Raw genomic sequence first — 25,527 nt, 5'->3', positions numbered from 1 at the left:
TCCTACTCCTTTGGGCACCCGGGTTGTCAGTGGAATTGCCCGGCCTCGGTCGACCCGGCCAGCGCCAGCGTCGAGCCGCTCGGGTTGAGGACGGTGGAGATCTCGTCGAAGTAGCCGGTGCCGACCTCGCGCTGGTGCCGGGTCGCGGTGTAGCCGTGGGCCTCGGCGGCGAACTCGCGCTCCTGAAGGTCCACATAGGCGCTCATGCCGTCGCGCGCGTAGCCGTGCGCCAGGTCGAACATCGAGTAGTTCAGCGAGTGGAACCCCGCCAGCGTGATGAACTGGAACGTGTAACCCATGGCGCCCAACTCGTTCTGGAACTTGGCGATGGTGTCGTCGTCCAGGTGGCGCCTCCAGTTGAAGGACGGCGAGCAGTTGTAGGCCAACATCTGGTCGGGGAACTCCGCCTTCACCGCCTCGGCGAACTCGCGGGCCACGTCCAGGTCCGGCGTTCCGGTCTCCATCCACAGCAGGTCGGCGTACGGCGCGTACGCCTTGGCGCGGGCGACGCAGGACGGCAGTCCATTGCGGACCCGGTGGTAGCCCTCGGCGGTGCGCTCCCCGGTGAGGAAGGCGGCGTCGCGCTCGTCGATGTCCGAGGTGATCAGCGAGGCGGCCTCGGCGTCAGTGCGGGCCACGATCAGGGTCGGGGTGCCCGCCACGTCCGCCGCCAGTCGGGCGGCGTTGAGGGTGCGGATGTGCTGCGAGGTCGGGATCAGCACCTTGCCGCCCAGGTGACCGCACTTCTTCTCCGAGGCGAGCTGGTCCTCCCAGTGCACGCCTGCGGCGCCCGCGCCGATCATCGCCCGCATCAGCTCGTAGGCGTTGAGCGGTCCGCCGAAGCCGGCCTCGGCGTCGGCCACGATCGGCACCAGCCAGTCGTCCACGCTCTGGATGCCCTCGGCGAACTCGATCTGGTCGCTGCGCAGCAGCGCGTTGTTGATCCGCCGCACCACCGACGGCACCGAGTTGGCCGGGTACAGCGACTGGTCGGGGTAGGTCTGGCCCGCCAGGTTGGCGTCGGCGGCCACCTGCCAGCCGGACAGGTAGATGGCGCGCAGCCCGGCCCGCACCTGCTCCACGGCCTGGTTTCCGGTCAGGGCGCCCAGCGCGTTGGTGTATCCGCCGGAGCGGGCCTCGCCGGTGAGCTGCTCCCACAGCCGCTCGGCCCCGCGCCGCGCCAGGCTGTGCTCCTCCCGGACCCGGCCGCGCAGCTTCACGACCTGCTCGGCGGTGTAGTCGCGGGTGATGTTCTCCCAGCGCGGGTCGGTGCTCCAGTCGAGCTCGAGTCGTTGGATGTCCTGCTTCGCGGTGTCTGTCAGCTTGCCCATCGTCGTCTCCTGAATCGGTATCCGCGTGGACCGGCGCCGTCGGCGGTCGCTACTTATGGGTAACAAGAATTTTCCATCCGAGACACAGATGACAGGGATTTGTGATGGAAAGATTTGCATTTCTTCGCGCATACTGAAGGAATGAGAAAGCCGCAGGCCACCGACGAGCCCCCGCACCTGCCGTGGGGCGCCGAGGCACCGACCGAGGTCGACGCGCCCGAGCGGTCGGTCGACCTGATCAGCCTCGGCAAGCGGGTCCGCCACCTCCGCAAGCAGCGCGGCCTCACCCTGGACGACCTCGGCGAGGCCGTCGGAACGGCGCCGTCGCAGCTGTCCCTGATCGAAAACGGCAAGCGCGAACCCAAGCTGTCCATGATCCGCACCCTGGCCCGCGAGCTCGGCGTCACCTCCGACGAGCTGCTGCGCATCGAACCCCCCAACCGGCGCGTCGCCCTGGAGATCGAACTCGAACGCGCCCAACAGACCGCGGGCTACCAGTCCCTCGGCCTGCCCCGCGTCCGGCCGTCGGCCCGCGTACCCACCGAGATCCTCGAGACCCTGGTCGGCCTGCACCGCGAGGTGGAGCGCCAGCAGAACCTCCACGCCGCCTCCCCCGAGGAGGCCCGCCGCGCCAACACCGAGCTGCGCCGCACGATGCGCGACCGCAACAACTACTTCGGCGACGTCGAGCAGCGCGCCCGCGAGCTGCTCAAGCACGTCGACTACTCCAGCGGCCCCCTGTCACAGCACGCCATCTCCGACCTGGCGTCCTACCTCGGCTTCACCCTCCACCACGTCGACGACCTGCCCCATTCCACCCGCTCGGTCACCGACCTGCGCAACCGCCGCATCTACCTGACCCAGAACAAGTCCAGCTCCCACGACCCCCGCACGGTGTTGCTGCAGGCGCTGGCCAGCCACGTCCTGGAACACAAGGTGCCCACCAGTTACCTCGACTTCCTCACCCAGCGCGTGGCGACCAACTACCTGGCCGCGGCGCTGCTGATCCCCGAGGTCAGCGCCGTCAAGTTCCTCCGGCAGGCCATGGCCGACAAGGAAATCGCGGTCGAGGACCTCCGCGACAACTTCGCCGTCTCCTACGAGGCCGCCGCCCACCGCTTCACCAACCTGGCCACCCACCACTTCGGAATCCACACGCACTTCCAGAAGGTCCACAAGTCCGGCACCATCTTCAAGGCGTACGAAAACGACGGCGTCGCCTTCCCCAAGGACCCCACCGGGGCCATCGAGGGCCAGCAGGTCTGTCGCTATTGGACCAGCCGCCAGGTCTTCGACATCCCCGACAAGTTCAGCGCCTTCCACCAGTACACCGACACCTCCACGGGAACCTTCTGGTGCACCGCCCGCACCGAACGCGGCCCCGACGGCGAGTTCTCGCTCAGCATCGGCGTCCCCTTCGAGTCGTCCAAGTGGTTCCGCGGCAAGGAGACCACCGCCCGGTCCGTGTCCCGCTGCCCCGCCCCCGACTGCTGCCGCCGCCCGCCCGCCGACCTCACCGAGACCTGGGCGGGCCACGTGTGGCCCGCGGGCCGCGCCACGTCCTCCCAGCTGGCGGCCATGCCCCGCGGCTCCTTCCCCGGCGTCGACGAGACCGAGGTGTACCGCTTCCTGGAGAAGCACTCCGGCACAACTCGGAAGACGAGACCCTAGAGACCCTTCGCGCGTCGGCCGCGGATGCTCAGGGTGATGGCGGAGACGAGGAACCAGAACGCGCCGAAGGCCGAGTATCCGGCGAGGCTGGACAGTCCGCTCGTCGGCGAGGCGGACATGGCGGCGAATCCGGCACCCGCGACGACGGACAGCCCGCCGCTGATGATCATGGGCCACTGGATGCCCACGGCGTGACGGCGCCGGATCGCCACGAACAGTTGGATCGCCCCGGACAACACCGCCCAGACCCCGAACACGAGAAGGGCCCTGCCAATGGTGGACAAGACGGCGGCGATCATCCCGGCGGTGGCGGCGAGTCCGAGGGCCACGTTGACGACGCCGACCCGGTTCGCTGGCCCGGCGCCCGCCATGCGGCGCTCGAGAAGCGTGGCGGCGACGTCCCACAAGGGATAGACGGCGAGCAGCACGGCCGCGATCACGGTGGGCTTGTCCGCCGACGTGAGCCCGGCCGAGGTCGTGAAGACGAGCGCCACCCAGATCAGGGAGACGACGGTTCGGATCAGATAGAGCGATCGCAGCCCGGAGGGCTTCATCGCGGGCGTGGTCGAAGGTGCGGCGGTCTGGGCCATGAGGTGTCCCTGCGTGATCGTGATGGTGTGAGGCGGTCGCCTCGCTGTGGACACTAAGTTCGATCGAGCGGGGTCGCGTACTTCGAACGAAGTAGTTGTGCCGTCTACGTCGTTCGAAGTACACGGACGCGGCGCGCGTGGACGAGAATCGGATCATGGCCAAAGCGCAGGACACCCCCGACGTGCCCGCGGCGCCCCTGTGGATCCGCCGCCCCGAGGTGCTGCACGTCGTCGCCTACGCGGTGGCGGCGCTGGTGTTCATCGGCCAGATCGTGGCGGTGGCGCTGAGGGGGTCGGAGTGGCCGACCGTCCTTTCCGTACTGCTCGCCGGCGCCGGGGTCGCCGTCTCCTGGCGGATGCCGTGGACGGGCCTGGTCGTGGCGAGCGCGGCGTCCTTCGCCGTCACCGCGGTCGGCCAGGACCCCCTGTCGGTGTGGATGATGGCGGTGCTCGTGCTGTTCTCCGTCACCCTCAGGGGAAAGCAGCCGCTGATCGGCATCGTCATCGTGGCGGGGTGCTTCCAGGGAGCGTTCATGACGTTGGGGGGATTCCGTGGCGGCGCGTTCGTGGGAGCCGCCGCCCTCTTCTCGGCCATATCGGGAGGCGCGACGGGGGGCGCGCTCCACCTCCATCGAGTCCACTGGTCCATACTGGAGGAACGGGCCGAGACCGCCCTGGCCACCCGCGAGATCGAGGCCACCCGGCGGGTGACCGAGGAGCGGCTGCGCATCGCCCGGGACCTCCACGACATCATCGGCCACCAGGTCGCGATGCTGAGCCTGCATCTCGGCGTCGCGGAAATCGGGCTGCCCGCCGACGCCGAATCCTCCCGGCAGGCCCTCGTCTCGGCCAGGTCCAGCACCCGCACCGTCGTCGTCGAGACCCAACGGATCCTCGAGCTCCTGCGCCGCGGAGACGACATCTCCGACGACGAGGCGCTCCGGCCCACCCCGGCGCTCAGCGGCCTGGACGGACTCATCGCCTCCTTCGAGAGCATCGGCCTCGACATCCAACCGTCCATCGACATCCCCGCCGGTTTCGTGGAACCCAGCATCGGCGTGACGGTCTACCGGGTCGTCCAGGAAGCGCTCACGAACGCGTTCCGGCACGGAGAGGGAACGGCGACGGTGGATGTGCGCGAGCGCGACGGCACGATCCGCGTCACGGTGGACAACCGCGTCGGCCATGCACCGCGAGGCCCCGGCTCGGGCGGCGGGCTCGGACTCGTGGGGATGCGGGAACGCGTCGAGTCCTCCGGCGGACGGCTGACGATCGACGGCGACGGCGGCCGATTCCGGGTCCGCGCGGAGTTCAGCCCCTCGGGAGGCGTCGTCCGATGACGCGAATTCTGATCGTCGACGACCAGGACGACGTCAGGGCCGGTATCCGAGCGATCCTGCTGCTCGACCCGAGCCTCGTGGTCGCGGGTGATCTCTCCGACGGCCTCCAGGTCATCCCCTTCCTCCGGGACCACCCGGTCGACCTGGTCCTGATGGACATCCGGATGCCCGGCATCGACGGCGTCGAGGCCACCCGCCGCATCCGCGAGCAGCACCCGCCCGAAAGGATGCGCGTGATCGTGCTGACCACCTTCGACCAGGACGACATCGTTCTCGCCGCCCTGCGCGCGGGCGCCAACGGCTTCCTCAGCAAGACGATGAGCCCCGCCGAACTCGTCGCCGGAATCAACGAGGTCGTCGGCGGCGGTGGCGCGCTGTCGGCCGCCGCGACGTCCGCGCTCATCGGTCACATGACCACCAGCCCGCCCCCGGCCGTCGACAAGCGACTGCTGCGGCGCTTCGACGCCCTGACCCCCAGGGAACGGGAGGTGATCATTCTCGTCGCCAGCGGCCTCGGCAACGACGAGATCGCGGCCCAGATCTTCCTGTCGCCGCTCACCGTGAAGACGCATGTGGTGCGGGCCATGACAAAGGTCGGCGCGCGCGACCGGGCGCAACTCGTGTCGTTCACCTTCCGGGCGGGCCTCTACCCCTGAGCCACCTGTCGACGACCTGCTGGCTCCATGCCCGCAGGACCACCGCCTGTTCGGGGCTGAGCGGGTCGAGGAAGTGGCGGCGCCCGTCGGCGTCGTACTGGGATGGCCACGGCAACCCCGTAGCGGACCTGATGGTCGCTTACTCCGACTCGTTTCCGCTGGTCACGCCGCAACGCCAGATCGAAACTCCGGCGTAGATGAGGCCGATCAGGAATGGATGGACGGCGCCGCGTTCGATGAGGCCGACGACGATGTTGGCCCCGGACATGACGTCGGCGAAGTAGGCCACCATCGAAACCAGACCGATGACGCCAACCGCGACCAACCCTCGCCCGGATCCCGGCGAGAGCCCGACGCGTCGGCGCATGCTCCCCACGACGATGGCCAGCACGTTACCGCCGATGAAGCCCGCCATGGCGCCCAAGGCATGGAAGCCACCGGTGCCGTCCTTCATCGCCTCGCCGGATCCGGGAAACAGCCCCAGCAGGACACCGCCGACGGCCAGCAGCGCCGCGGGCACCAGGGCCGCCCAGCGGCGCCAACCCGACAGACCGCCCAGCGCGGCGATGCCGGCCAGGATGGTGATCCCGAACCCGATGAAGCCGGTGTTCATCACCCATGCCAACGGTGAATACATGTACTGCCCGAACAGCGTCGAGGGTCCGTGGACTCCGAGGTCGCTGATGAAGTGATACGTGTAGCTGTAGGGCGGATTGGTCCAGGCCATGGCGGCGATGAACTCGGCGAGCAGGAAGATCGCGGGCCCGGCGATGAGCAGGGCCGCCGCGGTTCGGCGCCGAGTCGGCGCGGTATCGGGGGTCTCGGTTAGCAATTTAGCTTCACTCACACACTTAGTATATCGAGACTACTTTTATAGTCAAGGTGATTAGAGCCCCGCACTAGTAGGATCGACCCATGGGTGATGGAACGGTCGTGGGACGGCGCGAACGCAAGAAGGCGGCAACGCGGGCGGCGATCCTGGACGCGGCAATGCCGCTCTTCCTCGAGCGCGGCTTCGACGAAGTCACCGTGCGCGAGATCGCGGACGAGGCGGACGTGTCACCCAAGACGGTCTTCACCCATTTCCCGCAGAAAGAGGCCCTCGTCTTCAGCGACGAGGACGAACGGCACGAGCGCCTCGCGGCCGCGGTGAGCGACCGGGCGTCGGGGACGACGATCTCCGCCGCGTTGAAGGCGCACTACCTCGCCGAGATCGCCGCGATGAGATCCGGGCCCCAGCGCCAGATCCTCACCCTCATGGAAGCCACCCCCTCCCTCGTCGACTACGCGGAGAAGATGTGGTTCCGCCACGAGGACGCCCTGGTTGTCGCGATCACCAAGGACCTTGAGCTCCCGGAGCCGAACGACGAAATCCGCTTCTACGTCCGGTTCGCCCTGCACATCCAGCTCGGCGCCACCCACGAGGCGGATCCGGAATCGGCCATCGACGCGGGATTCCGACTCCTCGACGAGGGCTGGACGACATACCACAAGAGACTATCCACTTTAGGGATTGGCCTCGCACGCGGCTCACCGAGACTTCCCCAGCCCGAATGAAACCGAGACCATGGCGGTGAGCGTTGGCGCCGTCGAGCACATCGACGGCGATACCGAACCGGTCATGATCCTCCTGAACAACACCCTCACGCCGCCCAGATCGCGAACATTCCCTGCCGTGACGAGTCAGGTGGTCGCGTCCAGCCGCGCCCGCAGTTTTGTGGGGAGCACGAGGGCGGCGCCGTTCAGGGTCTCCTCCAGTTGGGCGACGGTGCTGACACCGACGATGGGCGTCACGGCTGGCTCGCCTCCGGTCAGCCAGGCGAGGACGACCTGGTTGCGGGTGGCGCCAACCTCGCTGGCCACTTCGTTCAGCACGGCCAGCCGCCGGGTCGTCCCCGGATGGTCGTACGCCTCGGGGAGCGGGCGGTCGTCGCGGGTGTAGGAGCCGTTGATCAGCGGGGTGTAGACCCACAGCGCGAGTTCCCGGTCCGAACCGACGTAATCGAGAATCTCGTCTGTCACCCAGCCGAAGCGGTGACCCTGGTCGGGGACCGTGGCGCCGGGGCGCGGTGCGATGTACGAGTGCCGCAGCTGCAACGCCGAATAGCCCGGCCACCCGTTGGCCCGGGCGACGCCGCGGGCACGCTCCACCCGCCACAGGGGATGGTTGGACGCGCCGAGACGGCCCACGGCTCCCGACCCGATGAGCAGCGCCAGCGCGCTTCCCGTTTCCTCCAACGACACTGACCGATCCTCCATATGGGTCCACAGCAGATCAATGTGATCGGTGTGCAGGCGGTCGAGGCTGCCCTCGATCGCCGACTTGATCGCCGTGGCCGACAGTCCCTCCCGGTTGGCGGGCCAGTCACCGTCGCCGATCGGCTGGGCGCCCACCTTGGTGCTGAGCCGCACCCGATCTCGGACGCCGGGACGGCTGGCCAGCCACGCCCCGATCACCCGTTCACTGTGCCCGCCGGCGCTTTCCGGATCGGTCCAGAACGCGTAGCAGTTCGCCGTGTCGATCAGCGAACCACCCGCGTCGACGAATCGGTCCAGCAGCCCGAATGCGGTTGGCCGGTCTACCCGGGTGCCGAAGTGCATCGTCCCGAGGGCGAAGCGTGGCCGTGTCATGTCGTGTCGCTTTCTCTCGCGGGGTCGGCGAGGGCGTGGATTCCCGCGCGGATGCGGGGGGTGTCCATGTGCGGGAATTGGCGGAGGTAGTCGATGACGTCGGCGCGCAGCGCGGTGAACACGGCGTGCGCGAGATACTCGGCATCCACTGTGGGGCGTGCCGCGCGGAGCCGGTCGGCGAGTTCCTCGATCCAGAACCGGCTGGCCGGGTTGTCGTAGTAGGCGTACGGCCCGTACTGCTCCAGCGCGCGGATGAGCGTTCGGTTGTCCAGGACGAAATCGAACAACGCGTCCAGGTAGGCGTGGAGCCGTTCGGTGGCACCGCCTCCGGGCCCCAAGGGAGGCTCCCCGGAGCGCACCCGGTCGCGGAGGACGACGACCCGTGGCGCGATGAGTGCGTCGACCAGCCCCAGCAGATCGCCGAAGCGGCGCAAGACCGTGGCCTTGCCGACCCCCGCGGCCTCGGCGATGCTCGCGAGACTCACATGGTCAAGATCCTCACGCTGGAACAGCGCCTCCGCCGCGGCCAGCACGGCGGCACGGTTTCGGGCGGCATCGACGCGTTCGCTCATGACCTCGCCTTGCATAAGTGGACCACCGGACCGTATCATGGCGGACCGACGGACCGGTCATTCGTTTCCCATCGGCCGGACTCCCTATGGAAAGAAGGACTTATGAAGCAGCGCTGTCGGGCTGTCGTGTTCGACGAGTTCGGTGACGCCGAGGTCTTGCGGTTGACCGAACGCGAGGTCGCCGATCCCGGTCCGGGCCAGCTCCGGATCGCGGTCCGCGCCGCGGGTGTCAACCCGATCGACTGGAAGATCCGCAACGGCTCCATGGCGGAGGTCATGCCGGTTCGACTTCCCGCCATCCCGGGCGTCGACGTCGCCGGTGTCGTCGAGAGCACCGGGCCGGACGTGACCGAGTTCTCCACAGGGGACGAAGTGTTCGGCAAGGCGGCGTCTGGCGGCTACGCCGAACTCGCGCTGGCGAACCTCGACGCCATCGCCCCCAAGCCCGCCGCGATCCCGTGGGAAATCGCCGCCGCCCTGCCCGTGGCCGTCACCACGGCACATCACGTCCTGGCTCAACTCGGTGCGACGCCTGGCGAAACGCTCCTCATCGACGGCGCCGCCGGTGGCGTGGGAACCGTCGCCGTCCAGCTCGCCCGGCACCGCGGGCTAACGGTGATCGGCACCGCCGGCCCCCACAACCACGACTACCTGGACGGTCTCGGCGCCACCCCCGTAACCTACGGTGATGGTCTCGCCGACAGGATCGCGGCCGTCGCCCCGCAAGGCGTGGACGCCGCCATCGACGCGGCGGGCCACGGATCCCTCCCCGTCCTGGTGGAATTGACCGGTGACCCCGATCGCGTGATCAGCCTCGCCGACGCGTCCGCGCCGTCATTGGGCGCGCGGTTCGTATCCGGCGAGCCGGAGAACATGCGCGGCATCCTGGCCGAAGCGGCAAGGCTGGCAGCGGACGGCACGATCACGATGCCCATCGCCTGCACCTACCCCTTCACGGACGCGGCCATCGCGCATCGTGACAGCCAGAAGGGACACGTTCGCGGCAAGCTGGTTCTGACTCCATAGACAACAACGTGGTGCACGACGCCACCAAGGTCCGTTTGGGTGGAGCCAAGGGGAATCGAACCCCTAACCCCTGCCTTGCAAAGGCAGTGCTCTGCCAATTGAGCTATGGCCCCGGGTCCGGAAGGAGTCCGGACATCGATAATGCCGCCGTCGGCCCGGTGGGCCTTGGGCGGCACGGGTGGTGAAGTGTAGCCGAACCGGAGTGGTTCAGCTCACGTCCTCAGCGGAGGTGGTGGCCTCGTGCCAGAGAGCGCGTTCCTCGTTCATCGCCTTGACCTTCTTGGCGACGATGGCGGCGACGCCAATGACGCCCGCCAGAATGATCAGCTTTTTCCACATCGGCGCAGTCCCCCTAAATAGACTTAGACAGCCGTTGAAGCGGGCCCAAGCATACCCAAGCGGGCCAGGGATGGAGCCCGGGGTCGAAACGAAACGCCGTTCGCTCCACCGGATTCCGGCTTGAGCTGGCGGAGGCTGAGGGATTTGAACCCTCGATCGGGGATGAACCCGAAACCCGCTTAGCAGGCGGGCGCCATAGACCGGACTAGGCGAAGCCTCCAGCGATGGGCGCGCGTGGCGGCCCATCGACCCGGTGAGCATACCGGGCGGTCGTTTCGGGTCGCAACGTGGTTGGAGGGAGCGATGGTCGCCCCGTCGGGTGACGGGGCGACCATCGAGGGGTTGCCTTGAGCTTAACGGTCTATCGTGCCGGCGATGAAGTCCTCGACGGCTTGGTGGGCGTCGTGGTCGCTGTATTGCGTCGGCGGCGACTTCATGAAGTAGCTCGAGGCCGACAGCACCGGGCCGGCGATGTGCCGGTCGAGCGCGATCTTGGCGGCGCGCAGGGCGTCGATGATGACCCCGGCCGAGTTGGGGGAGTCCCACACCTCGAGCTTGAGTTCGGCGTTGAGCGGCGTGTCGCCGAAGGAGCGGCCCTCCAGGCGGATGTAGGCCCACTTGCGGTCGGTGAGCCACGGGACGTGGTCCGACGGGCCGATGTGGACGTCGCTTCCTCGCATCTCGTGCGGGACTTGGGAAGTCACCGATTGGGTCTTGGAGATCTTCTTGGACATCAGGCGGGACCGCTCGAGCATGTTCATGAAGTCCATGTTTCCGCCGAAGTTGAGCTGGTAGGTGCGTAGCAGCTCAACTCCCCGGTCCTCGAACAGCTTGGCGAGGCCGCGGTGGACGATGGTCGCCCCGACCTGGGACTTGATGTCGTCGCCGACGATCGGCAGGCCCGCCGCGGTGAACTTCTCGGCCCACTCGGGGCGGGAGGCGATGAACACCGGCAGGGCGTTGACGAAGGCGCAGCCGGCGTCGATCGCCGCCTGGGCGTAGAAGCGCGCCGCGTCCTCGGAGCCGACCGGCAGGTAGCAGACCACCACGTCGGCGCGGGCGGCGCGCAGGGCGGCGGCGACGTCGACCGGGTCGTCGTCGGATTCCTCCACCATCTCGGTGTAGTACTGGCCGAGGCCGTCCAGGGTCGGTCCGCGTTGGACCATGACGCCGGTGGGCGGGACCTCGCAGAACTGGATCGTGTTGTTCTCGCTGGCGACCAGGGCCTCGGAGAGGTCGCGGCCCACCTTCTTGGCGTCGACGTCGAACGCGGCGACGAACGTGACGTCGCCGACGTGGTAGTCGCCGAACTGGACGTGCATCAGGCCGGGTACCCGTTGGGACGGATCGGCGTCTTTGTAGTACTGGACGCCTTGCACCAGCGACGAAGCACAGTTGCCGGCGCCGACCACGGCGACACGGACACTGCCCATCTCGGATGCCTCCTTCTCTTGTGTGTGAATTGGTTACTTGCCGCGGTCGCCCGGCTCGTCGCCGTCGCCGAACGACACCGACGGCGGACGACCGGCCTGTTCCGACGCGATGAGCTCGTTGAGCCACCGCACCTCGCGCTCGCAGGCCTCGAGCCCGTGGCGTTGCAGCTCGAGCGAGTACGCGTCGAGCCGCTCGGTGGCGCGATTCACCGTGTCGCGCAAGGTTTCTCGGCGCTCCTCGACGCGGCGCCTGCGGCCCTCCAGGACGCGCATCCGCACCGCGGGCTCGCAGCGGGAGAAGAACGCGAAGTGCACGCCGAAACCGGTGTCCTCGAAGGCCTCCGGGCCGGTGCACGCGATGAGTTCGGCGAAGCGCTCCTTTCCCTCGGGTGTCAGCCGGTAGGAGATGCGGCCGCGCCGTCCGGTGAGGGGCGGGGCCTCGGTGCGCGGGGTCGCCGCGTCCTCGGTGATCCAGCCGCGCTCGCGCAGGCGGCGCAGGGTCGGGTACAGGGAGCCGTAACTGAACGCCGCGCGAAACGCCCCGAGTAGGGTCGTCAGGCGCTTGCGCAGTTCGTAGCCGTGCATCGGGGACTCGTGCAGGAGGCCGAGCACCGCCAGTTCCAGCACCGTTGCTCCCTTGACGTCGCGTAGTGATGTATCGGACCGATATGTCAACACGTTACTCCTCGGCGCCGGATCGGCCCGTTTTCGCGGGATCGCCACTGGGCCGGATGGCCAAAAGCCGACACGGAAAAGCCCCGAAAACCGACAAGGCGGACACGGCCGATGGTGTTGCCGCCCAAGCCAAGTACGCTGGCGAGGTGCAATCGACATCGGCGAACGTGGATTACTCGCTGCGGCGGCGTACGCTGCTGCGCGATGTCCGCTCGGGCAGGGTCGACGTCGCGGAGGCCTGCGACGCATCCCCGTACCTGCTCAGCGCGAGCCGGTTCCACGGCGAAGAGTCCACGCGACGGTGCCCCATCTGCCGTCGTGAAAATCTGTGGCTGGTGCACTATATTTTCGGCGAAGAGTTGCGTGCCTCCGCGGGGCAGGCGCGCAACCGAGCCGAACTGGCGGTGCTCGCGCGCGAGTACCGGCACATTGACGTATACGTCGTCGAGGTATGTCGCGGCTGCGCTTGGAACCACGTGGTGGAGTATTTCGCCGTGGGCCGAGCCGATGCCGAGGCGGCCATCACAACCAACGTCACCCCATTGGCGGCGCGGCGCTCGTTGACCGCATCGCATGGCCTGGCACGTGACATATCTCGACCCCGACGGACGGGTATCACACAACGATGAGCGATTACGGACCCCGGGGCTATGGCAGCGGCTCCGATGACTACGGCCGGGATCGGTACGACGGCAATAGATACGACGACTACGGCGACTACGCACCGCGACAGCGCGGCGACGATTACGCCGGCGGCTACGGGGGTGGTGGTGCGTCCGGCTCGGCCTCGGTGAGAAGTTCCTCGCCGCACGACGAACCGCTGACGTCGGGGCGTGCCAGGGTGCCCGGCTCGGAGCCGACCGGCTCGGGTCCCGCGCGCGGCAGCGCCCGGGTGGGCGGCAAGCGACGCCCGACCCGCGAACTGTCCGAGGAGGAAGCCTCGGAACAGAAGAAGGCCAAGAAAAAGAAGAAGCGCCGCCGTCGGCTGATCGCCGCGGCCTGCGTGATCGTCATGCTGCTGGGCCTGGGAACCGTGGCCGGCTCGATCTACTTCGAAAGCGTCCCGTTGCCCGAGGACATCCTCAAGGCCCTGGACCAGAACACCACGATCACCTACTCCGACGGCTCGCCGATGGCCAAGATCGGCTCCAGCATCTCCAACCGCAAGGACGTGCACGTCCCGAAGCACGACGGCAAGGCGACGAAGAACCTGGACGTGCCGAAGGAGGTCAAGTACGCGCTGCTGGCCACGGAGGACCGCAAGTTCTACGAGCACGCGGGCGTCGACTTCACCGGCGTGCTGCGCGCCCTGTGGAACAACGTCACCGGGGGCAGCACGCAGGGTGCGTCCACCCTGACCCAGCAGTACGTCGGCACCGTCGAGAACCTCCGCGAGGACCACTCCTACCTGCGTAAGGCGAAGGAGGCGGTGATGGCGATGAAGATGGACGACAAGTACAGCAAGGACACCATCATCGAGCACTACCTCAACCTCGTCTACATGGGACGCGGCGCTTACGGCCTGGGGGCCGCCGCCGAGGCGTGGTTCAAGAAGCCCGTGAAGGACCTCACCGTCAACGAGGCGGCGCTGATCTTCGCCCAGGTGAAGTCGCCCAACGGCGTCTACGACCCGCGCGACCCGCTGGGCATGGGCAAGAAGAAGACCACGAAGTGGTCCACCGAGCGCGTCGAGTACTGCCTGGGCGGCATGCTCAAGGAGAAGTGGATCACCAAGGCCCAGTACGACAAGGCCATGAAGGACCCGCTGCCCAAGACCGTGACGGGCACCAGCGGCGCGGCCAACGCCGGGGCCACCGAACCCACCGGTTTCGTGTCCCACAAGGAGGTCGTCAAGGAGGCCGAGGCGATCTACGGCATCTCCGAGCAGGACATCCGGACCAAGGGCTACACGATCCAGACCACCATCAACAAGGACCTGGAGAAGGCCGCCATCGAGGCCGCCAGCAGCAAGAAGGGCTGGATGAAGGACAACGCGCCCAAGAACAACCGGGCGGCGTTGGTCTCGGTCGATCCGGGGTCGGGCGAGATCGTGGCGTACTACGGCGGCTCGGACGACGGAACCCTGGCCGACAAGGCCGCGGGTTTTCACCCACCGGGCTCGTCGTTCAAGCAGTTCACGATGATCACCGCCCTGGCGGACAAGAAGAGTCCGTCCAACATCAAGTCCATATGGGACGGTGAGACGCCACGCGACTTCAAGGAACGTGGCGACGCCGGGCCGGTGCACAACTGTTGTGCCGAGGGCAAGGACGAGAACTTCCCGCACATCTCGATGACGGACTTCATCCGCAAGTCGCTCAACACCCCCACGTACGCGATGACCAACAAGTACGGCGCCAACAAGGTGCTGAAGATGGCCCGCGACATGGGCCTCTACGACATCCAGGTCCCGCTGAAGAGCGACGACAACAAGGTCCACACCATCAACCTCAACGACCACAAGTGGGACGCGCTGCTCAACGACAACGCGAATCCCCGAAAGCTGGTCGACAACGAGGTCGGTTTCGGCCAGTACCCGGTGACCATGATCGGCATGGCGGCCGCCAACGCCACCACGGCCAACGGGGGCACCGCCAACCGGCCGCACTTCATCAAGAAGATCTCCAACCCCGACGGCTCCACCGTGTTCAAGGCGGGCGACAAGATCCAGCCGAAGTCGGTCTTCTCGCCCGCGGTGGCCAAGGACGCGACCTACGTCCTGGAGAAGATCACCCCGGCCGAGTCCCTTCACAACGGCCAGGGCGATTACGTCGACGGAGACTCCAATCAGCAGTTCGCCGGCAAGACCGGAACCTGGGAACGATATTGCGGCGGTGACGCGAAGGACTGCACGAGCGGCCAGAACTCCTCGACGGTCTATACCGGCTTCACCAAGCACCTCGCGGCGGCGGTGTGGGTCGGCGACAAGAGCAACGAGAACGCCAACGTGACCGACGCCGCCGGTTCCCCCGCCTTCGGCGCCGGCCAGTCGGGAAGCGTCTGGCTGCGGTTCATGGAGAAGGCCACGAAGCTCGGCAAGTACGCCGACCCGTCGGTGTTCGACAAGCCCGTCTACCACGGCGACATCTGCAACAACGACCCCAAGTTCGATGGTCAGGCCTGTGACAGCTCCACCGGAGACACCGGCGACAACGGCGGCGACAATGGTGGCGGCGACAACGGCGGCGGTGACAGCTCCAACAGCTGCGACCCCACCACCGACCCCAACTGCGGCGGCGGAGACACCTCCAGTCCGCAGTGCGATCCCAACACCGACCCCAACTGCGGCGGCGACTCCACCAGCTGCCCGATCATCGGCGGCTGCGGTGGTAACGGCGGCGGCGGCGGTCACCGCGATTCCGAGGGCGTCGAGAACGAGACCCCGTACAACGACGCCCGCTACGGCGACGTCGCACCGTACGCCACGCGATCCAAGCCCGGCTTCGCGCTGAACGAATAGCACCCGCAAAAACCCGAAGCGGCCCCGCGAGCACATCGCTCGCGGGGCCGCTTTTTGAGCGGAGCCGGTTTAGAAGGCCTCTTCGGGAATGTCCATCGCGGTCAGGTCGGCGGCCTCGACGATCTTGCGGTCGGAGTACAGCCGCGGCAGCACCTCGGACGCGAAGAACCGGGCGGCGGCGATCTTGCCGGTGTAGAAGTCGCGGTCGGCGCCCTCGGCACCGGCCTCCAGCTTGGACAGCGCGACCTCGGCCTGGCGGCCCAGCAGCCAGCCGATCACCACGTCGCCCATGGCCAGCAGCAGGCGACGGGAGTGCAGCCCGACCTTGTACAGCTCGCGCGGCTGACCCTGCTGCGAGGCGCCCAGGGCGGTGCCCAGCGTGCCCAGCATCGCCTGCGCGTTCTCCAGGGCCTCGCCCAGCGACGCGCGCACGCCCTTGAGTTCCTCGGGGCCGTCGGCGCCCAGCCACTGGCCGATCTCGCCGGCCACGGTGCCCAGCGCGACCCCACCGTCCCTGACGACCTTGCGGAAGATCAGGTCGAGGCTCTGGATCGCCGTGGTGCCCTCGTACAGCGTGTCGATCTTGGAGTCGCGGACGTACTGCTCGATCGGGTAGTCCTGGAGGAAGCCGGAGCCGCCGAAGGTCTGCAGCGACTCCGAGCTGAGCAGCTCGTACGCGCGCTCCGAGCCGCAGCCCTTGATGATCGGCAGCAGCAGGTCGTTGACCCGCGAGGCCAGCTTGAGGGTCTCGGCGTCGCCGGAGTCGGCGGCCAGCCGCATCCTGTCCTGCCAGGCGGCGGTGTAGCACACCAGGGCGCGCAGGCCCTCGGCGTAGGACTTCTGCAGCAGCAGCGAACGGCGCACGTCCGGGTGGTGCGTGATGGTCACGCGCGGCGCCGCCTTGTCGGTGGACTGCAGCATGTCGGCGCCCTGCGCCCGGTTCTTGGCGTACTCCAACGCGTTGAGGTAGCCGGTGGACAGCGTGGCGATCGCCTTGGTGCCGACCATCATGCGGGCGTATTCGATGATGAGGAACATCTGACGGATGCCCTCGTGCTTCTCGCCCATCAGCCAGCCCTTGGCGGGCTGCTTCTCGCCGAAGGTCATCTCGCACGTGGTGGAGACCTTCAGGCCCATCTTGTGCTCGACGTTGGTGGCGTAGACGCCGTTGCGCTCGCCGAGCTCGCCGGTCTCGGCGTCGAAGTGGTACTTCGGGACGACGAACAGGCTCAGGCCCTTGGTGCCCGGCCCGCCGACGCCGTCCACGCCGACCGGGCGCGCCAGTACATAGTGGATGATGTTGTCGGTGAGGTCGTGTTCGCCCGAGGTGATGAAGCGCTTGACGCCCTCCAGGTGCCAGGAGCCGTCGGGCTGAAGGTATGCCTTGGTGCGTCCGGCGCCGACGTCGGAGCCCGCGTCGGGCTCGGTCAGCACCATGGTGGCGCCCCATTCCTTCTCGACGAACAGCCGGGCCCACTTCTTCTGCTCGTCGGTTCCCTCCCTGCCGAGGGTGTTGGCGAAGCTCGGGCCCGCCGCGTACATCCACAGCGCGGGGTTGGCGCCCAGCACCAGGTCGGCGAAGGCCCACCACAGGGTGCGCGGCGCGTTGGTGCCGCCCAGCTCCGGCGAGATGTCCAGGCGCCAGTACTCGCCCTCCATCATCGTCTGGTACGCCTTCTTGAAGCCCTCGGGCAGCTTCACGGTGTTGGTGGCCGCGTCGAAGACCGGCGGGGTCCGGTCGGCATCGGCGAAGGGTGCGGCGAGATCGTTTTCGGCGATGCGCGCCACCTCGCGCAGGATGTCGCGCGCCGTGTCGGGGTCGATGTCGGCGAACAGCCCCTGGCCCATGTCCTTGCCAGTGTCGAAGACCTCGAAGAGATTGAATTCGAGGTCCCGCAGGTTGCTCTTGTAGTGCGTCATTGCCAGCCTCCTACTGCTCAGTAAACCAAGGGTATTACTCGCCGGTAACTTCGGCAAGCGGAGGGGGTTGAATGTCACGGTGAGTGAGCGCGGCGCCGCGCAACTGTCGGATAGGTGACATATAGACAACCGTCACCGCTTGCCCGTCCGGATCGTTGTGCTTGATGCGGGGGATGGGTTGGCGGCGGCGGACGCCAACCGGACCGACTGGAGGACACAGTGGAGGACGAAGGCAGATGTTGATGAGAATTTTACTGGCCTGGACACTGAACCGCCGCGGCTACATCGGACGGCATCGCTTCTCCCGACACGCGGCGGTGCAACACACCGATATGGACACGTTGCTGGGTGACCAGGAACGTGCCGAGACCTTATTCGACAACCAACTCCCGGTGGGGCTGGGGAGAGGCGGTGGCCGGGGATTCCGGCCACCGCCTCAATGCTGTTCGGCCTTGGTGGTGGCCTCGCCGTCCGCGCGCCAGCTGGTCTCCGAGTCGGCGTCGGCCCCGATGTACTCCACGAGCATCAGCGCGATGTCGTCGCCCAGCGGGCCGCCCACCCAGGAGCGCAGGGCGCTCTCCAGGGACGACAAACCATCCACGATGGACCCGTGGCCCAGCAGGCCCCAGGCTCTCTCGGACACCGGGAAGAACACCCCGTCCCGGCGGGCCTCGGCCAGCCCGTCGGTGTACAGCAGCAGGCGGTCGCCCGGCTCCAGGCGGACGGTCAGCGGCTTGGCCACCGGCATGAAGCCCAGCGGCGGCGCCGCCGCCAGCGGCTCCAACAATTCCAGCTTTCCGTTGCGCAGCAACAGTGGCGGGGGATGTCCACAGTTGAGAATGGTGAGGATGCCGCCGCGGATCTCCAGAAACGCCGCGGTCACGAAGTCCTCGTAGCTGGCGCCCCGGGCCACCGCGCGGTCCAGATCGGACACCACCGTGCGCAGGTCCGCGCGCTCGTAGGCCACGTGCCGGAAGGAACCCAGCACCGTCGATGCCAGCCGCACCGCGGGCAGGCCCTTGCCCCGGACGTCCCCGATGATCAGCCGCGCGCCGTACGGAGTGTCGATCGCCTCGTACAGGTCGCCGCCGATGTCGGCCTGGTCGCTGGCCGACACGTAGCGCCCCGCCAGCTTCAGCTGGCCCACCACCGGCCCGATCGGACGCAGCACCGCCTGCTGCGCCACCGAGGCCAGCCGCGACAGCGCCGACCACCGCGCCTGCTGGCGCTGCCGGGTCACCGACACCGCGACCGCGCTGCCGGCACCGACGAGGACGGTGCCCCAGTCCACCAGCACGCCCATCGGCACCGTCGACAGCTGGGGAAAACCGGAGAAGACCAGCAGCACGGCGGTGATGACGCTCAGCCCGGCCAGCACCGCCACCGGCCGCCACGGCGCGAAGGCCGCGGCGATGAACGGCGGTAGGACCAGAAGGGACAGCACCTCCGGGCCGGGCCCGGCCGCCGCCTCGACCACGATGATGAGGACCAGCAGCACCACGGCCGCACCGATGCCGGTCCGGGCGTCGGTGCGCACCCTGCGTGGGGCACGGTTTTTAGCCATCGGTGTCAAAGCCTGTTACGTCTCAAGGAAAGCGCCTGCTGTCCACAGCATGCCCCGACATCGCCCTTAAAGCACACGTTTGGGCACCGGCGATTCGGCGGTATTTCTCTGACCGAATGGACAGGTGGGAGGCGTGGGCGCCCGCGCCGCGGCGTAACGACCGCCACCACAAACGGACGTGACGACGCGCCCCGGCGGTGTCATGCTGAATCTCGTGTCCGCGAATCTCCGCCTCCAGCCTTACGACAGCCCCGACGCCCGCCGCCTGGACGCCATGGTGCAGGCCGAATACCACCGCCGCTACGGCGGCGGCGACGACACCGTACTGACCGCCGAGGACTTCGTGCCCCCGTCGGGCGCCTACTTCCTCGCCTACGACGGCGACAACCCCGTCGCCAGCGGCGGCTGGCGCTCCCACGGCGAATCCGACGCGGAGATGAAGCGGCTGTACGTGGTGGACGCCGCGCGCGGCCGCGGCCTGGCCCGCGCGATGGTGGCCAAACTGGAGGAAGACGCCGCGGCCGCCGGCCGCGCCCGCATGATCCTGGAGACCGGCACCGAGCAGCCCGAGGCGCTGGCGCTGTACGCCTCGCTGGGCTACGTCCCCGTGGAACCCTTCGGCGTCTACGCCAACGAGGAGGGCGCCCGCCACCTCGGCAAGGAGCTGAACGGGCGCCCGGTGTCTCAGTAGGAGCAGGTGTTCAACATCGACTGCAGGGCGGTCTTCTCGGCCGACTGCAGCTTCAGTCCCCACTTGGACTTGGAGTGAATCCACAGCTTGCTGTACAGGCAGTACGCGCCGGTGCGGGGCGGCTTCCACGAGGCGGGGTCGCGGTCGCCCTTGGAGCTGTTCACCGAGGTGTCGACGGCCAGCAGCTGGGTGCCGTTGACGTCGTTGGCGAAGTCCTGGCGCCTGGCGGTGGTCCAGGAGCTGGCGCCCGAGCGCCACGCCTCGGCCAGGGCCACCACGTGGTCGATCGACACCTGCGAGGGGTCGGTCTTGATGACGCCGTCGTAGTAGCTGTACCAGGTGCCGGACGTCGGGTAGCAGTCCGCGCCCTCGGTGACCTGGTCGGCGTCGCGCTTGAGAATCCACTCGCGAGTGTTGCAGGTACCGGAGATCGTTATCCAGGTGGGAAACTTGTCGCGGGAGTAGCCGGTCATGGAGCCCTCCGTGGCCACGGTCAGTCCATTGAGCTCGGACTGGACGGTGGCCTTGGAGGGAATGTCGGCCGGCAGCGCCTGGGCGGTGCGCGGCGCGGCGATGCTGATCAGCGCCAGCGCGGCGAGGGCCGCGACGGCGATGACGAGGGCGTGTCTGAACGAGAATTTTGGTACGGGCATGCGTCACATCCGGGGCGGGGAATGAGAAAACGGGGCTAACGCATGCAAGTATCTCAATTAATGGTGATTTGGCCAACCCCGCCGGTGCCCCGCCGGCCCGCTCAGCAGTCCAGCGTGACCGTCCCCGTGGCGCCGTCGAGGGCGATCAGCTGCCCGTCGCGGATGCGCGTGGTGGCGTCCGGGACGCAGATGACGGCCGGAATGCCGTACTCGCGCGCGACGGTCGGCCCGTGGGCCATCACCGCGCCGGTCTCCGTGACGAGGCCGCCGGCCGTGAGAAACAGCGGTGTCCAGCCCGGGTCCGTCGTCGGCGCGACGAGGATCTCCCCGGGTTCGATGGACGCGTCCGAGGGGTCGCGGACCACACGGGCGTGGCCGGTGACGCGACCGGACGCCGCACCTGTTCCCGTGAGCGTCCGACCGTCGACTGGCGGGGCCGGCAGGAGCGTCTCCACATCCGTACCGTCGGAGAGCAGGGCGACCGGAACGGCGCGGCGGCGTAGCTCGCGCTCGTACTCCGCGCGCCGGGCGGTGATCGTGTCGCGCCGGTCGGCACCGGTCTCCACTGTGGTGCGCAGCTCGGGGAGTTCGAGGAACATCACGTCGTCGGCGTCCGCGAGCAAACCCTTCGCCTGGAGCTGCGCCCCGATCAGGAGCAGGCGGCGGCGCCGGTCGCGCAAGGCGTAAAGCCCGGCGAACTTGCCCGCCTCGCGCAGCCCGGACAACTCCCGCGAGCGGCGCAGGAAGAAGCCGGCGAGGCGGCCACGCAGCGCCCGCCTGCGACGGGCACGCACGGCGAGCTCGGCGAGCATCGACTCGGCCCGGTCGGCGGCGCGCTCGAAGCGGCGATCCGGGGCCTGCTCGGGGTCGGCGACCCGCAGGTAGTTGGCGAGCATCGTGAACACCGGCGTCGGGTTTTCGGCCCAGCGCGGTACACCGACGTCGACCTCGGCGGCCGACCGGATGCCGTACCGCTGAAGGAATGCGTCGAGGCCGAAGTCGGGGAGCTCGCCCGCCCGCCAGGCCGCGGTGAGTTCGGTTGGCGGGGTACCGAGCAGCAGCTCGCGGTGGGGCGCTGCTCGCCGCGCCACCCGCCACAGCGCGAGGTCCATCTCGATCGTCACGTTGTGCGGCATGCCGCCGAGCACCGTGTGGATCTCGTCCTGACTCGCGATGTCCCTCAGCAGCGGCGGCAGTGCGGCGGACACGGCGAGTCCGGTGACGACGGGCCAGGTGATGGCGTCGGTGAGGGTGCTGGGCGCCGCGTCGTGCTCGACCAGGTCCAACAGCTCCGCCGCGGTGGCGGGATCGGTGACCGGCCGTTGGCGGAGGCGCTGGATCTCGCCGAGGACGCGGGCGCGCGCCCGCGCCGGACGGGCCAGCGCGCCGAGGATCCCGGCGACCGCCCTCGGCCCGGCCTTCACGGCGGCGGCATGGCGTCGACGGGGGGTCTTCCGCGGCGCGAACCGCGGATCGTCCAGGAGGTGTGCGACCGCCCGCTGCGCGCGCGGCCCGAAATCGACCGCCATCAGCTTGACCAGCCGCCGCCGCGTCGAGGGATCGCGTAGCGCGTCGGTCAGGTCGCCGTACAGCCGCCCGCCGATGCCGACGATCTCGACGGTGAGGCCGAACGCGGCGAGCATGCCCGCCAGCATCGCCTTCAGCGTCGACATGCCCATCGGTGTCGCGGGCCGCCGCATCCCCTGCACATGGCCGAACTCGACGTACAGGCGCGGGCCCGGTTTCGCGCTCGGCGGGGGCGCGGGGAAGAGGGTGGTGATGTCGCGCGCCTGTAGCAGCCACAGCCTTCCGGCCCGGTCGTAGGCCCACTCGATGTCCTGCTCCGCGCCGAGCAGGTCCCTGATCCGCTCACCGGCCCCGCGCAGTTCCTTCCGGCGGGCGGGCGCGAGGCAGCCGCGCTCGCCGTCCTCCGTGCCGTCCAGCACGTAGTGGTCCGCCGCCTGGGTGCCGTCGACGACCGCCGTCCCCGGCCCGGGCGCGGCGTCGACCACGCACGCGCTGCGCGAGCCGGTCAGCGGGTCGGCGGTGAACAGCACGCCCGCGACTTCGGCGTCGACCATGCGCTGCACGACGACCGCCATCCTCACGGAATCGTGCGGGATGCCGTTGGCCTCGCGGTAGGCGGTCGCGCGCTTGGTATGCAGGGAGGCCCAGCAGGCCTCGATCGCCTCGATCAGCGCCTCGCCGCCCGCGACATCGAGGTAGGTGTCCTGCTGACCGGCGAAGCTCGCGTGCGGCAGGTCCTCGGCGGTGGCGCTGGAGCGGACCGCGACCGGTCCGCCGCCGAGGCGTTCGTACGCCGCGAGCACCTCGGAGCGCGGTACCTGCCCGCTCCGGTGCGCCTCGGTCGTCACGCAGAAGCCGTCCGGCACCGGCTCCCCGGAGCGGATCAGCCCGGCGAGACCGGCGGCCTTGCCCCCCACCAGGTCCCGCTGTCCGCCGTCGATCTCCGTCAGCTCGAGCACGTCCATCCGCGCACCTCCTTCGTGCCGACCACGTCCTGCATGACCGACCACATCTTTTTCCAATACGACTGCAATGTATAGCTAAGACAATACAGGTGCAATGTAAAGTGGCCGTATGCCGTCCAAGGTCGACCATCGTGAACGCCGAGAGCTGCTCGCCGACGCGCTGACGCGGCTAGCCGCCACGCACGGGTTGGCAGGCGTGAGCCTGCGCCAGGTGGCCGCCGAAGCGGGCGTCTCGACCGGGATGGTGCAGCACTACTTCCGCACCAAGGACGAGATGATGACGTTCGCGCTCGGCATGGTCGCGGACCGGATCCGGGCCCGCTCCGAAGCCGAGGCCGCCGCCGCGACACCGCGCGAACTCGTCCGCGGCGTCCTCCTCCAGATCCTGCCCCTCGACGAGACCCGGCGGCTCGAAGGCCACGTCGGGCTCGCGTTCCTCGCGTACGCCGCGGTGAAGCCCGCGATCCAGGAAGGACTGCGCGAGGGCTCGGCGGGGATGCGCGGGTTCATCGCGGGCCAGCTGCGCGCGGCCGGCGCGCACGGCATCGACACCGACCTCGCGGCGATCGGCCTGATGGCGCTCGTCGACGGTCTCGGCATGCAGCTGCTGTCGCGGCAGTTCGCGGAGAAGGACGCGATCGCCGCGCTGGACGCCCATCTCGACCTGATCTTCGGAGGGTCCTGAGCGGGGCCGGGCGGCGCCAGGCGCGTCGCGTACGCCGCCGTCAGGTGTTCGTCGGCCGACTCGGGCCGAATGTCTTATTTGGAGCGAATGACGGGAATCGAACCCGCATATTCAGCTTGGGAAGCTGATGTTCTGCCATTGAACTACATTCGCGAGGCACCCTACTGTAGCCGATGGCGCGAGCCCGGGTCGCGCACGCCCGGTGCGCGGGAAACGGGCAATTCGGTCTAGCATCGCGGGCATGCTCCTGTCGGACCGTGACATCGTGGCCGCCATCAAATCCGGACGCCTCGGGGTCGAGCCCTTCGCCCCCGACCTGATCCAGCCCTCCAGTGTGGACGTGCGCCTGGACCGGTGGTTCCGCGCCTTCAACAACCAGAAGTACACCCACATCGACCCGGCCGAGCGGCAGGACGAACTCACCGCGCTCACCGAGGTCCCCGACGGCGAGCCCTTCGTCCTGCACCCCGGCGAGTTCGTGCTCGGCTCCACCCTCGAGATGATCACGCTCCCCGACGACCTGGCCGGGAGGCTCGAGGGAAAGAGCTCCCTGGGCCGGCTGGGGTTGTTGACGCATTCGACGGCCGGGTTCATCGACCCGGGGTTCTCCGGGCACGTCACCCTCGAATTGTCCAATGTGGCGAACCTGCCGATCACGCTGTGGCCCGGGATGAAGGTCGGGCAGCTGTGCCTGTTCCGGTTGTCTTCGCCCGCCGAGCATCCGTACGGGTCGGCGATCTACGGGTCGCGGTACCAGGGGCAGCGGGGGCCGACGCCGAGCCGGGCGTGGCGCAACTGGCGGACCTGGCCCACCGGCGAGGGCGAGCCCGGGCGGGACCGACCAAAATAGCCGGTCAATTCCGGCAAACTACCCCGAATCGGAACATGCGGCACTAGCGTGCGGGGCATGAACATTTCGCAGAGTCTCCAAAACGCGTTGGACGACGTGGGTCGGTTCCTACCAAAGGCCGTCGCCTTCGTGGCCATTCTCATCGTGGGTTGGATCATCGCGAAGCTGCTGCGCAAGGGGATCTCGAAGCTGCTGGCCCGGGTCGGGCTGGATCGCATAACCGAGCGGGGCGGACTGCGGCGGTTCACCGGCAAGTACACCGCGAGCGAGTTGACCGGCACCCTGGTTTACGCGCTGATCATGTTGTTCGCCTTGCAGATGGCCTTCAACGTCTTCGGGGCCAACCCGGTCAGCAACGTGATCAACGACCTGGTCGGTTGGTTGCCGCAGCTGTTCATCGCGGGCGTGATCATGGTGGTGGCCTTCGCCATCGGCGACACCGTGTTCAACCTGGTGTCGGGCGTCATGAGTTCGGTCTCCTATGGACGGCCGATGGCGCGGGTGGCCCAGGTGGGGATCATCGCGGTGGCCGGTATCGCGGCGCTCAACCAGATCGGCATCGCCACCACGGTGACCGAGCCGATCCTGATCGCGGCGCTGGCCATGGTGGTCGGCGTGGTGGTCGTGGGCGTCGGCGGCGGCCTGGTGATGCCGATGCGCAACCGCTGGGAGCGGATGCTCGGCGCCGCCGAGAACGAGGCGTCGAACCTGAAGACCCAGATGTCCAACCGGCAGCAGCAACAGCCGGAGTTCGGGCAGTCGACCTACACCTCGCAGCAGTACACCGATTCCGGAATGGACGTGCAGCAGCAGCAACAGCAGCAGCACTACACCGAGACCGGTGGCCAGCAACAGCAGCAGTACTACACGCCGCCGCCGTCGGGGGAGCAACCCCCGCAGACCGGCGCGTGATCGAGGGGGAAGCAACGGGGGGTACGGCGCGAGCCG

23 protein-coding genes and 3 tRNA genes are annotated in these 25,527 nt (G+C 68.4%); 11 read left to right on the top strand and 15 right to left on the bottom strand.

The annotated features are described in order from the left end of the window. Positions 1 to 26: 26 nt before the first annotated feature. Positions 27 to 1,331, bottom strand: coding sequence for an isocitrate lyase (gene aceA / locus VE172_RS08760; protein ID WP_324799991.1), 1,305 nt, complete (start codon positions 1,329 to 1,331; stop codon positions 27 to 29). A 141-nt stretch (positions 1,332 to 1,472) separates the two neighbouring features. Between aceA and VE172_RS08755 the strand changes: the two genes are divergently transcribed. After that, complete coding sequence (locus VE172_RS08755) at positions 1,473 to 3,002, top strand: helix-turn-helix domain-containing protein (RefSeq protein WP_324799989.1); 1,530 nt, start codon at positions 1,473 to 1,475, stop codon at positions 3,000 to 3,002. On the opposite strand, the gene VE172_RS08750 is transcribed toward VE172_RS08755, so the two are convergent. Continuing rightward, complete coding sequence (locus tag VE172_RS08750; protein WP_324799986.1) at positions 2,999 to 3,592, bottom strand: hypothetical protein; 594 nt, start codon at positions 3,590 to 3,592, stop codon at positions 2,999 to 3,001. The two genes, VE172_RS08755 and VE172_RS08750, sit on opposite strands and share 4 nt — an antisense overlap. A gap of 155 nt (positions 3,593 to 3,747) precedes the next feature. Between VE172_RS08750 and VE172_RS08745 the strand changes: the two genes are divergently transcribed. Both VE172_RS08745 and VE172_RS08740 read left to right on the top strand, forming a co-directional pair. Beyond that, complete coding sequence (locus VE172_RS08745) at positions 3,748 to 4,932, top strand: sensor histidine kinase (protein WP_324799983.1); 1,185 nt, start codon at positions 3,748 to 3,750, stop codon at positions 4,930 to 4,932. Then, positions 4,929 to 5,588, top strand: a complete 660-nt coding sequence (locus tag VE172_RS08740) for a response regulator transcription factor (protein WP_324799980.1) — start codon at positions 4,929 to 4,931, stop codon at positions 5,586 to 5,588. Before VE172_RS08745 ends, VE172_RS08740 begins: the two co-directional genes overlap by 4 nt. Before the next feature lie 139 nt (positions 5,589 to 5,727). On the opposite strand, the gene VE172_RS08735 is transcribed toward VE172_RS08740, so the two are convergent. Further along, complete coding sequence (locus VE172_RS08735) at positions 5,728 to 6,435, bottom strand: DUF998 domain-containing protein (RefSeq protein WP_324799978.1); 708 nt, start codon at positions 6,433 to 6,435, stop codon at positions 5,728 to 5,730. A gap of 68 nt (positions 6,436 to 6,503) precedes the next feature. On the opposite strand from VE172_RS08735, the gene VE172_RS08730 reads away from it, so the two are divergent. Beyond that, positions 6,504 to 7,145 carry a TetR/AcrR family transcriptional regulator gene (locus VE172_RS08730; protein WP_324799975.1) on the top strand — a complete coding sequence of 214 codons (642 nt, stop codon included), beginning with the start codon at positions 6,504 to 6,506 and terminating at the stop codon, positions 7,143 to 7,145. Between the two features lie 126 nt (positions 7,146 to 7,271). On the opposite strand, the gene VE172_RS08725 is transcribed toward VE172_RS08730, so the two are convergent. Continuing rightward, a complete protein-coding gene (locus tag VE172_RS08725; RefSeq protein ID WP_324799973.1) occupies positions 7,272 to 8,219 on the bottom strand; it encodes an aldo/keto reductase in 948 nt (315 codons plus the stop codon). Next, the gene (locus VE172_RS08720) at positions 8,216 to 8,806 is read right to left on the bottom strand and encodes a TetR/AcrR family transcriptional regulator (RefSeq protein ID WP_349258309.1); all 591 of its coding nucleotides are present in this window, start codon (positions 8,804 to 8,806) and stop codon (positions 8,216 to 8,218) included. Before VE172_RS08720 ends, VE172_RS08725 begins: the two co-directional genes overlap by 4 nt. An 87-nt stretch (positions 8,807 to 8,893) precedes the next feature. Between VE172_RS08720 and VE172_RS08715 the strand changes: the two genes are divergently transcribed. Further along, entirely contained in the window at positions 8,894 to 9,817 is a 924-nt protein-coding gene (locus VE172_RS08715) for an NADP-dependent oxidoreductase (RefSeq protein WP_349258308.1), read from the top strand. A gap of 40 nt (positions 9,818 to 9,857) precedes the next feature. Here VE172_RS08715 and VE172_RS08710 read toward each other — a convergent pair. The 5 genes from VE172_RS08710 to VE172_RS08690 form a co-directional block, all read right to left on the bottom strand. Beyond that, positions 9,858 to 9,930 (bottom strand) — tRNA-Ala (locus VE172_RS08710). 94 nt (positions 9,931 to 10,024) lie between these two features. Further along, entirely contained in the window at positions 10,025 to 10,156 is a 132-nt protein-coding gene (locus VE172_RS08705; RefSeq protein ID WP_324799964.1) for a DLW-39 family protein, read from the bottom strand. A gap of 126 nt (positions 10,157 to 10,282) precedes the next feature. Next, a tRNA-Ser gene (locus VE172_RS08700) sits at positions 10,283 to 10,376 on the bottom strand. Between the two features lie 133 nt (positions 10,377 to 10,509). Then, positions 10,510 to 11,589 carry an inositol-3-phosphate synthase gene (locus VE172_RS08695; RefSeq protein ID WP_324799962.1) on the bottom strand — a complete coding sequence of 360 codons (1,080 nt, stop codon included), beginning with the start codon at positions 11,587 to 11,589 and terminating at the stop codon, positions 10,510 to 10,512. A gap of 33 nt (positions 11,590 to 11,622) precedes the next feature. Continuing rightward, complete coding sequence (locus VE172_RS08690; RefSeq protein WP_349258312.1) at positions 11,623 to 12,216, bottom strand: PadR family transcriptional regulator; 594 nt, start codon at positions 12,214 to 12,216, stop codon at positions 11,623 to 11,625. A gap of 104 nt (positions 12,217 to 12,320) precedes the next feature. Between VE172_RS08690 and VE172_RS08685 the strand changes: the two genes are divergently transcribed. Beyond that, positions 12,321 to 12,893 carry a DUF5318 family protein gene (locus VE172_RS08685; RefSeq protein ID WP_324799957.1) on the top strand — a complete coding sequence of 191 codons (573 nt, stop codon included), beginning with the start codon at positions 12,321 to 12,323 and terminating at the stop codon, positions 12,891 to 12,893. Then, a complete protein-coding gene (locus VE172_RS08680; protein WP_324799954.1) occupies positions 12,890 to 15,724 on the top strand; it encodes a transglycosylase domain-containing protein in 2,835 nt (944 codons plus the stop codon). The genes VE172_RS08685 and VE172_RS08680 overlap by 4 nt, the downstream gene beginning before the upstream one ends. A gap of 69 nt (positions 15,725 to 15,793) precedes the next feature. Here the strand turns inward: VE172_RS08680 and VE172_RS08675 are convergent, their stop codons facing one another. Both VE172_RS08675 and VE172_RS08670 read right to left on the bottom strand, forming a co-directional pair. Next, positions 15,794 to 17,644, bottom strand: a complete 1,851-nt coding sequence (locus tag VE172_RS08675) for an acyl-CoA dehydrogenase (RefSeq protein WP_324799951.1) — start codon at positions 17,642 to 17,644, stop codon at positions 15,794 to 15,796. A gap of 436 nt (positions 17,645 to 18,080) precedes the next feature. After that, a complete protein-coding gene (locus VE172_RS08670; protein ID WP_324799948.1) occupies positions 18,081 to 19,208 on the bottom strand; it encodes a PP2C family protein-serine/threonine phosphatase in 1,128 nt (375 codons plus the stop codon). A gap of 274 nt (positions 19,209 to 19,482) precedes the next feature. Here VE172_RS08670 and VE172_RS08665 point away from each other — a divergent pair, with 274 nt between their 5' ends. Further along, the gene (locus VE172_RS08665) at positions 19,483 to 19,899 is read left to right on the top strand and encodes a GNAT family N-acetyltransferase (RefSeq protein ID WP_475525650.1); all 417 of its coding nucleotides are present in this window, start codon (positions 19,483 to 19,485) and stop codon (positions 19,897 to 19,899) included. On the opposite strand, the gene VE172_RS08660 is transcribed toward VE172_RS08665, so the two are convergent. Together VE172_RS08660 and VE172_RS08655 are read right to left on the bottom strand one after the other, a co-directional pair. After that, entirely contained in the window at positions 19,893 to 20,552 is a 660-nt protein-coding gene (locus tag VE172_RS08660; protein WP_324799942.1) for an HNH endonuclease family protein, read from the bottom strand. The two genes, VE172_RS08665 and VE172_RS08660, sit on opposite strands and share 7 nt — an antisense overlap. Before the next feature lie 101 nt (positions 20,553 to 20,653). Next, complete coding sequence (locus VE172_RS08655; protein WP_324799938.1) at positions 20,654 to 23,044, bottom strand: PEP/pyruvate-binding domain-containing protein; 2,391 nt, start codon at positions 23,042 to 23,044, stop codon at positions 20,654 to 20,656. A 109-nt stretch (positions 23,045 to 23,153) separates the two neighbouring features. Here VE172_RS08655 and VE172_RS08650 point away from each other — a divergent pair, with 109 nt between their 5' ends. Then, positions 23,154 to 23,729, top strand: a complete 576-nt coding sequence (locus VE172_RS08650) for a TetR/AcrR family transcriptional regulator (RefSeq protein WP_324799936.1) — start codon at positions 23,154 to 23,156, stop codon at positions 23,727 to 23,729. Between the two features lie 79 nt (positions 23,730 to 23,808). Here the strand turns inward: VE172_RS08650 and VE172_RS08645 are convergent. Beyond that, positions 23,809 to 23,882 (bottom strand) — tRNA-Gly (locus VE172_RS08645). Between the two features lie 88 nt (positions 23,883 to 23,970). Here VE172_RS08645 and dcd point away from each other — a divergent pair. Continuing rightward, positions 23,971 to 24,579: a dCTP deaminase gene (gene dcd, locus VE172_RS08640; RefSeq protein WP_324799933.1), complete on the top strand. Its 609-nt coding sequence runs from the start codon at positions 23,971 to 23,973 to the stop codon at positions 24,577 to 24,579. 57 nt (positions 24,580 to 24,636) lie between these two features. Further along, complete coding sequence (locus VE172_RS08635; RefSeq protein ID WP_324799930.1) at positions 24,637 to 25,491, top strand: mechanosensitive ion channel family protein; 855 nt, start codon at positions 24,637 to 24,639, stop codon at positions 25,489 to 25,491. Positions 25,492 to 25,527 lie beyond the last annotated feature (36 nt).

It is taken from the genome of Stackebrandtia sp. (genome assembly GCF_035643755.1).
In the GTDB taxonomy this organism is placed as follows: Bacteria; Actinomycetota; Actinomycetes; order Mycobacteriales; family Micromonosporaceae; genus Stackebrandtia.
The sequence above is the reverse complement of the archived record's forward strand: the minus strand, read 5'-3'. Positions and strand labels throughout refer to the sequence as shown.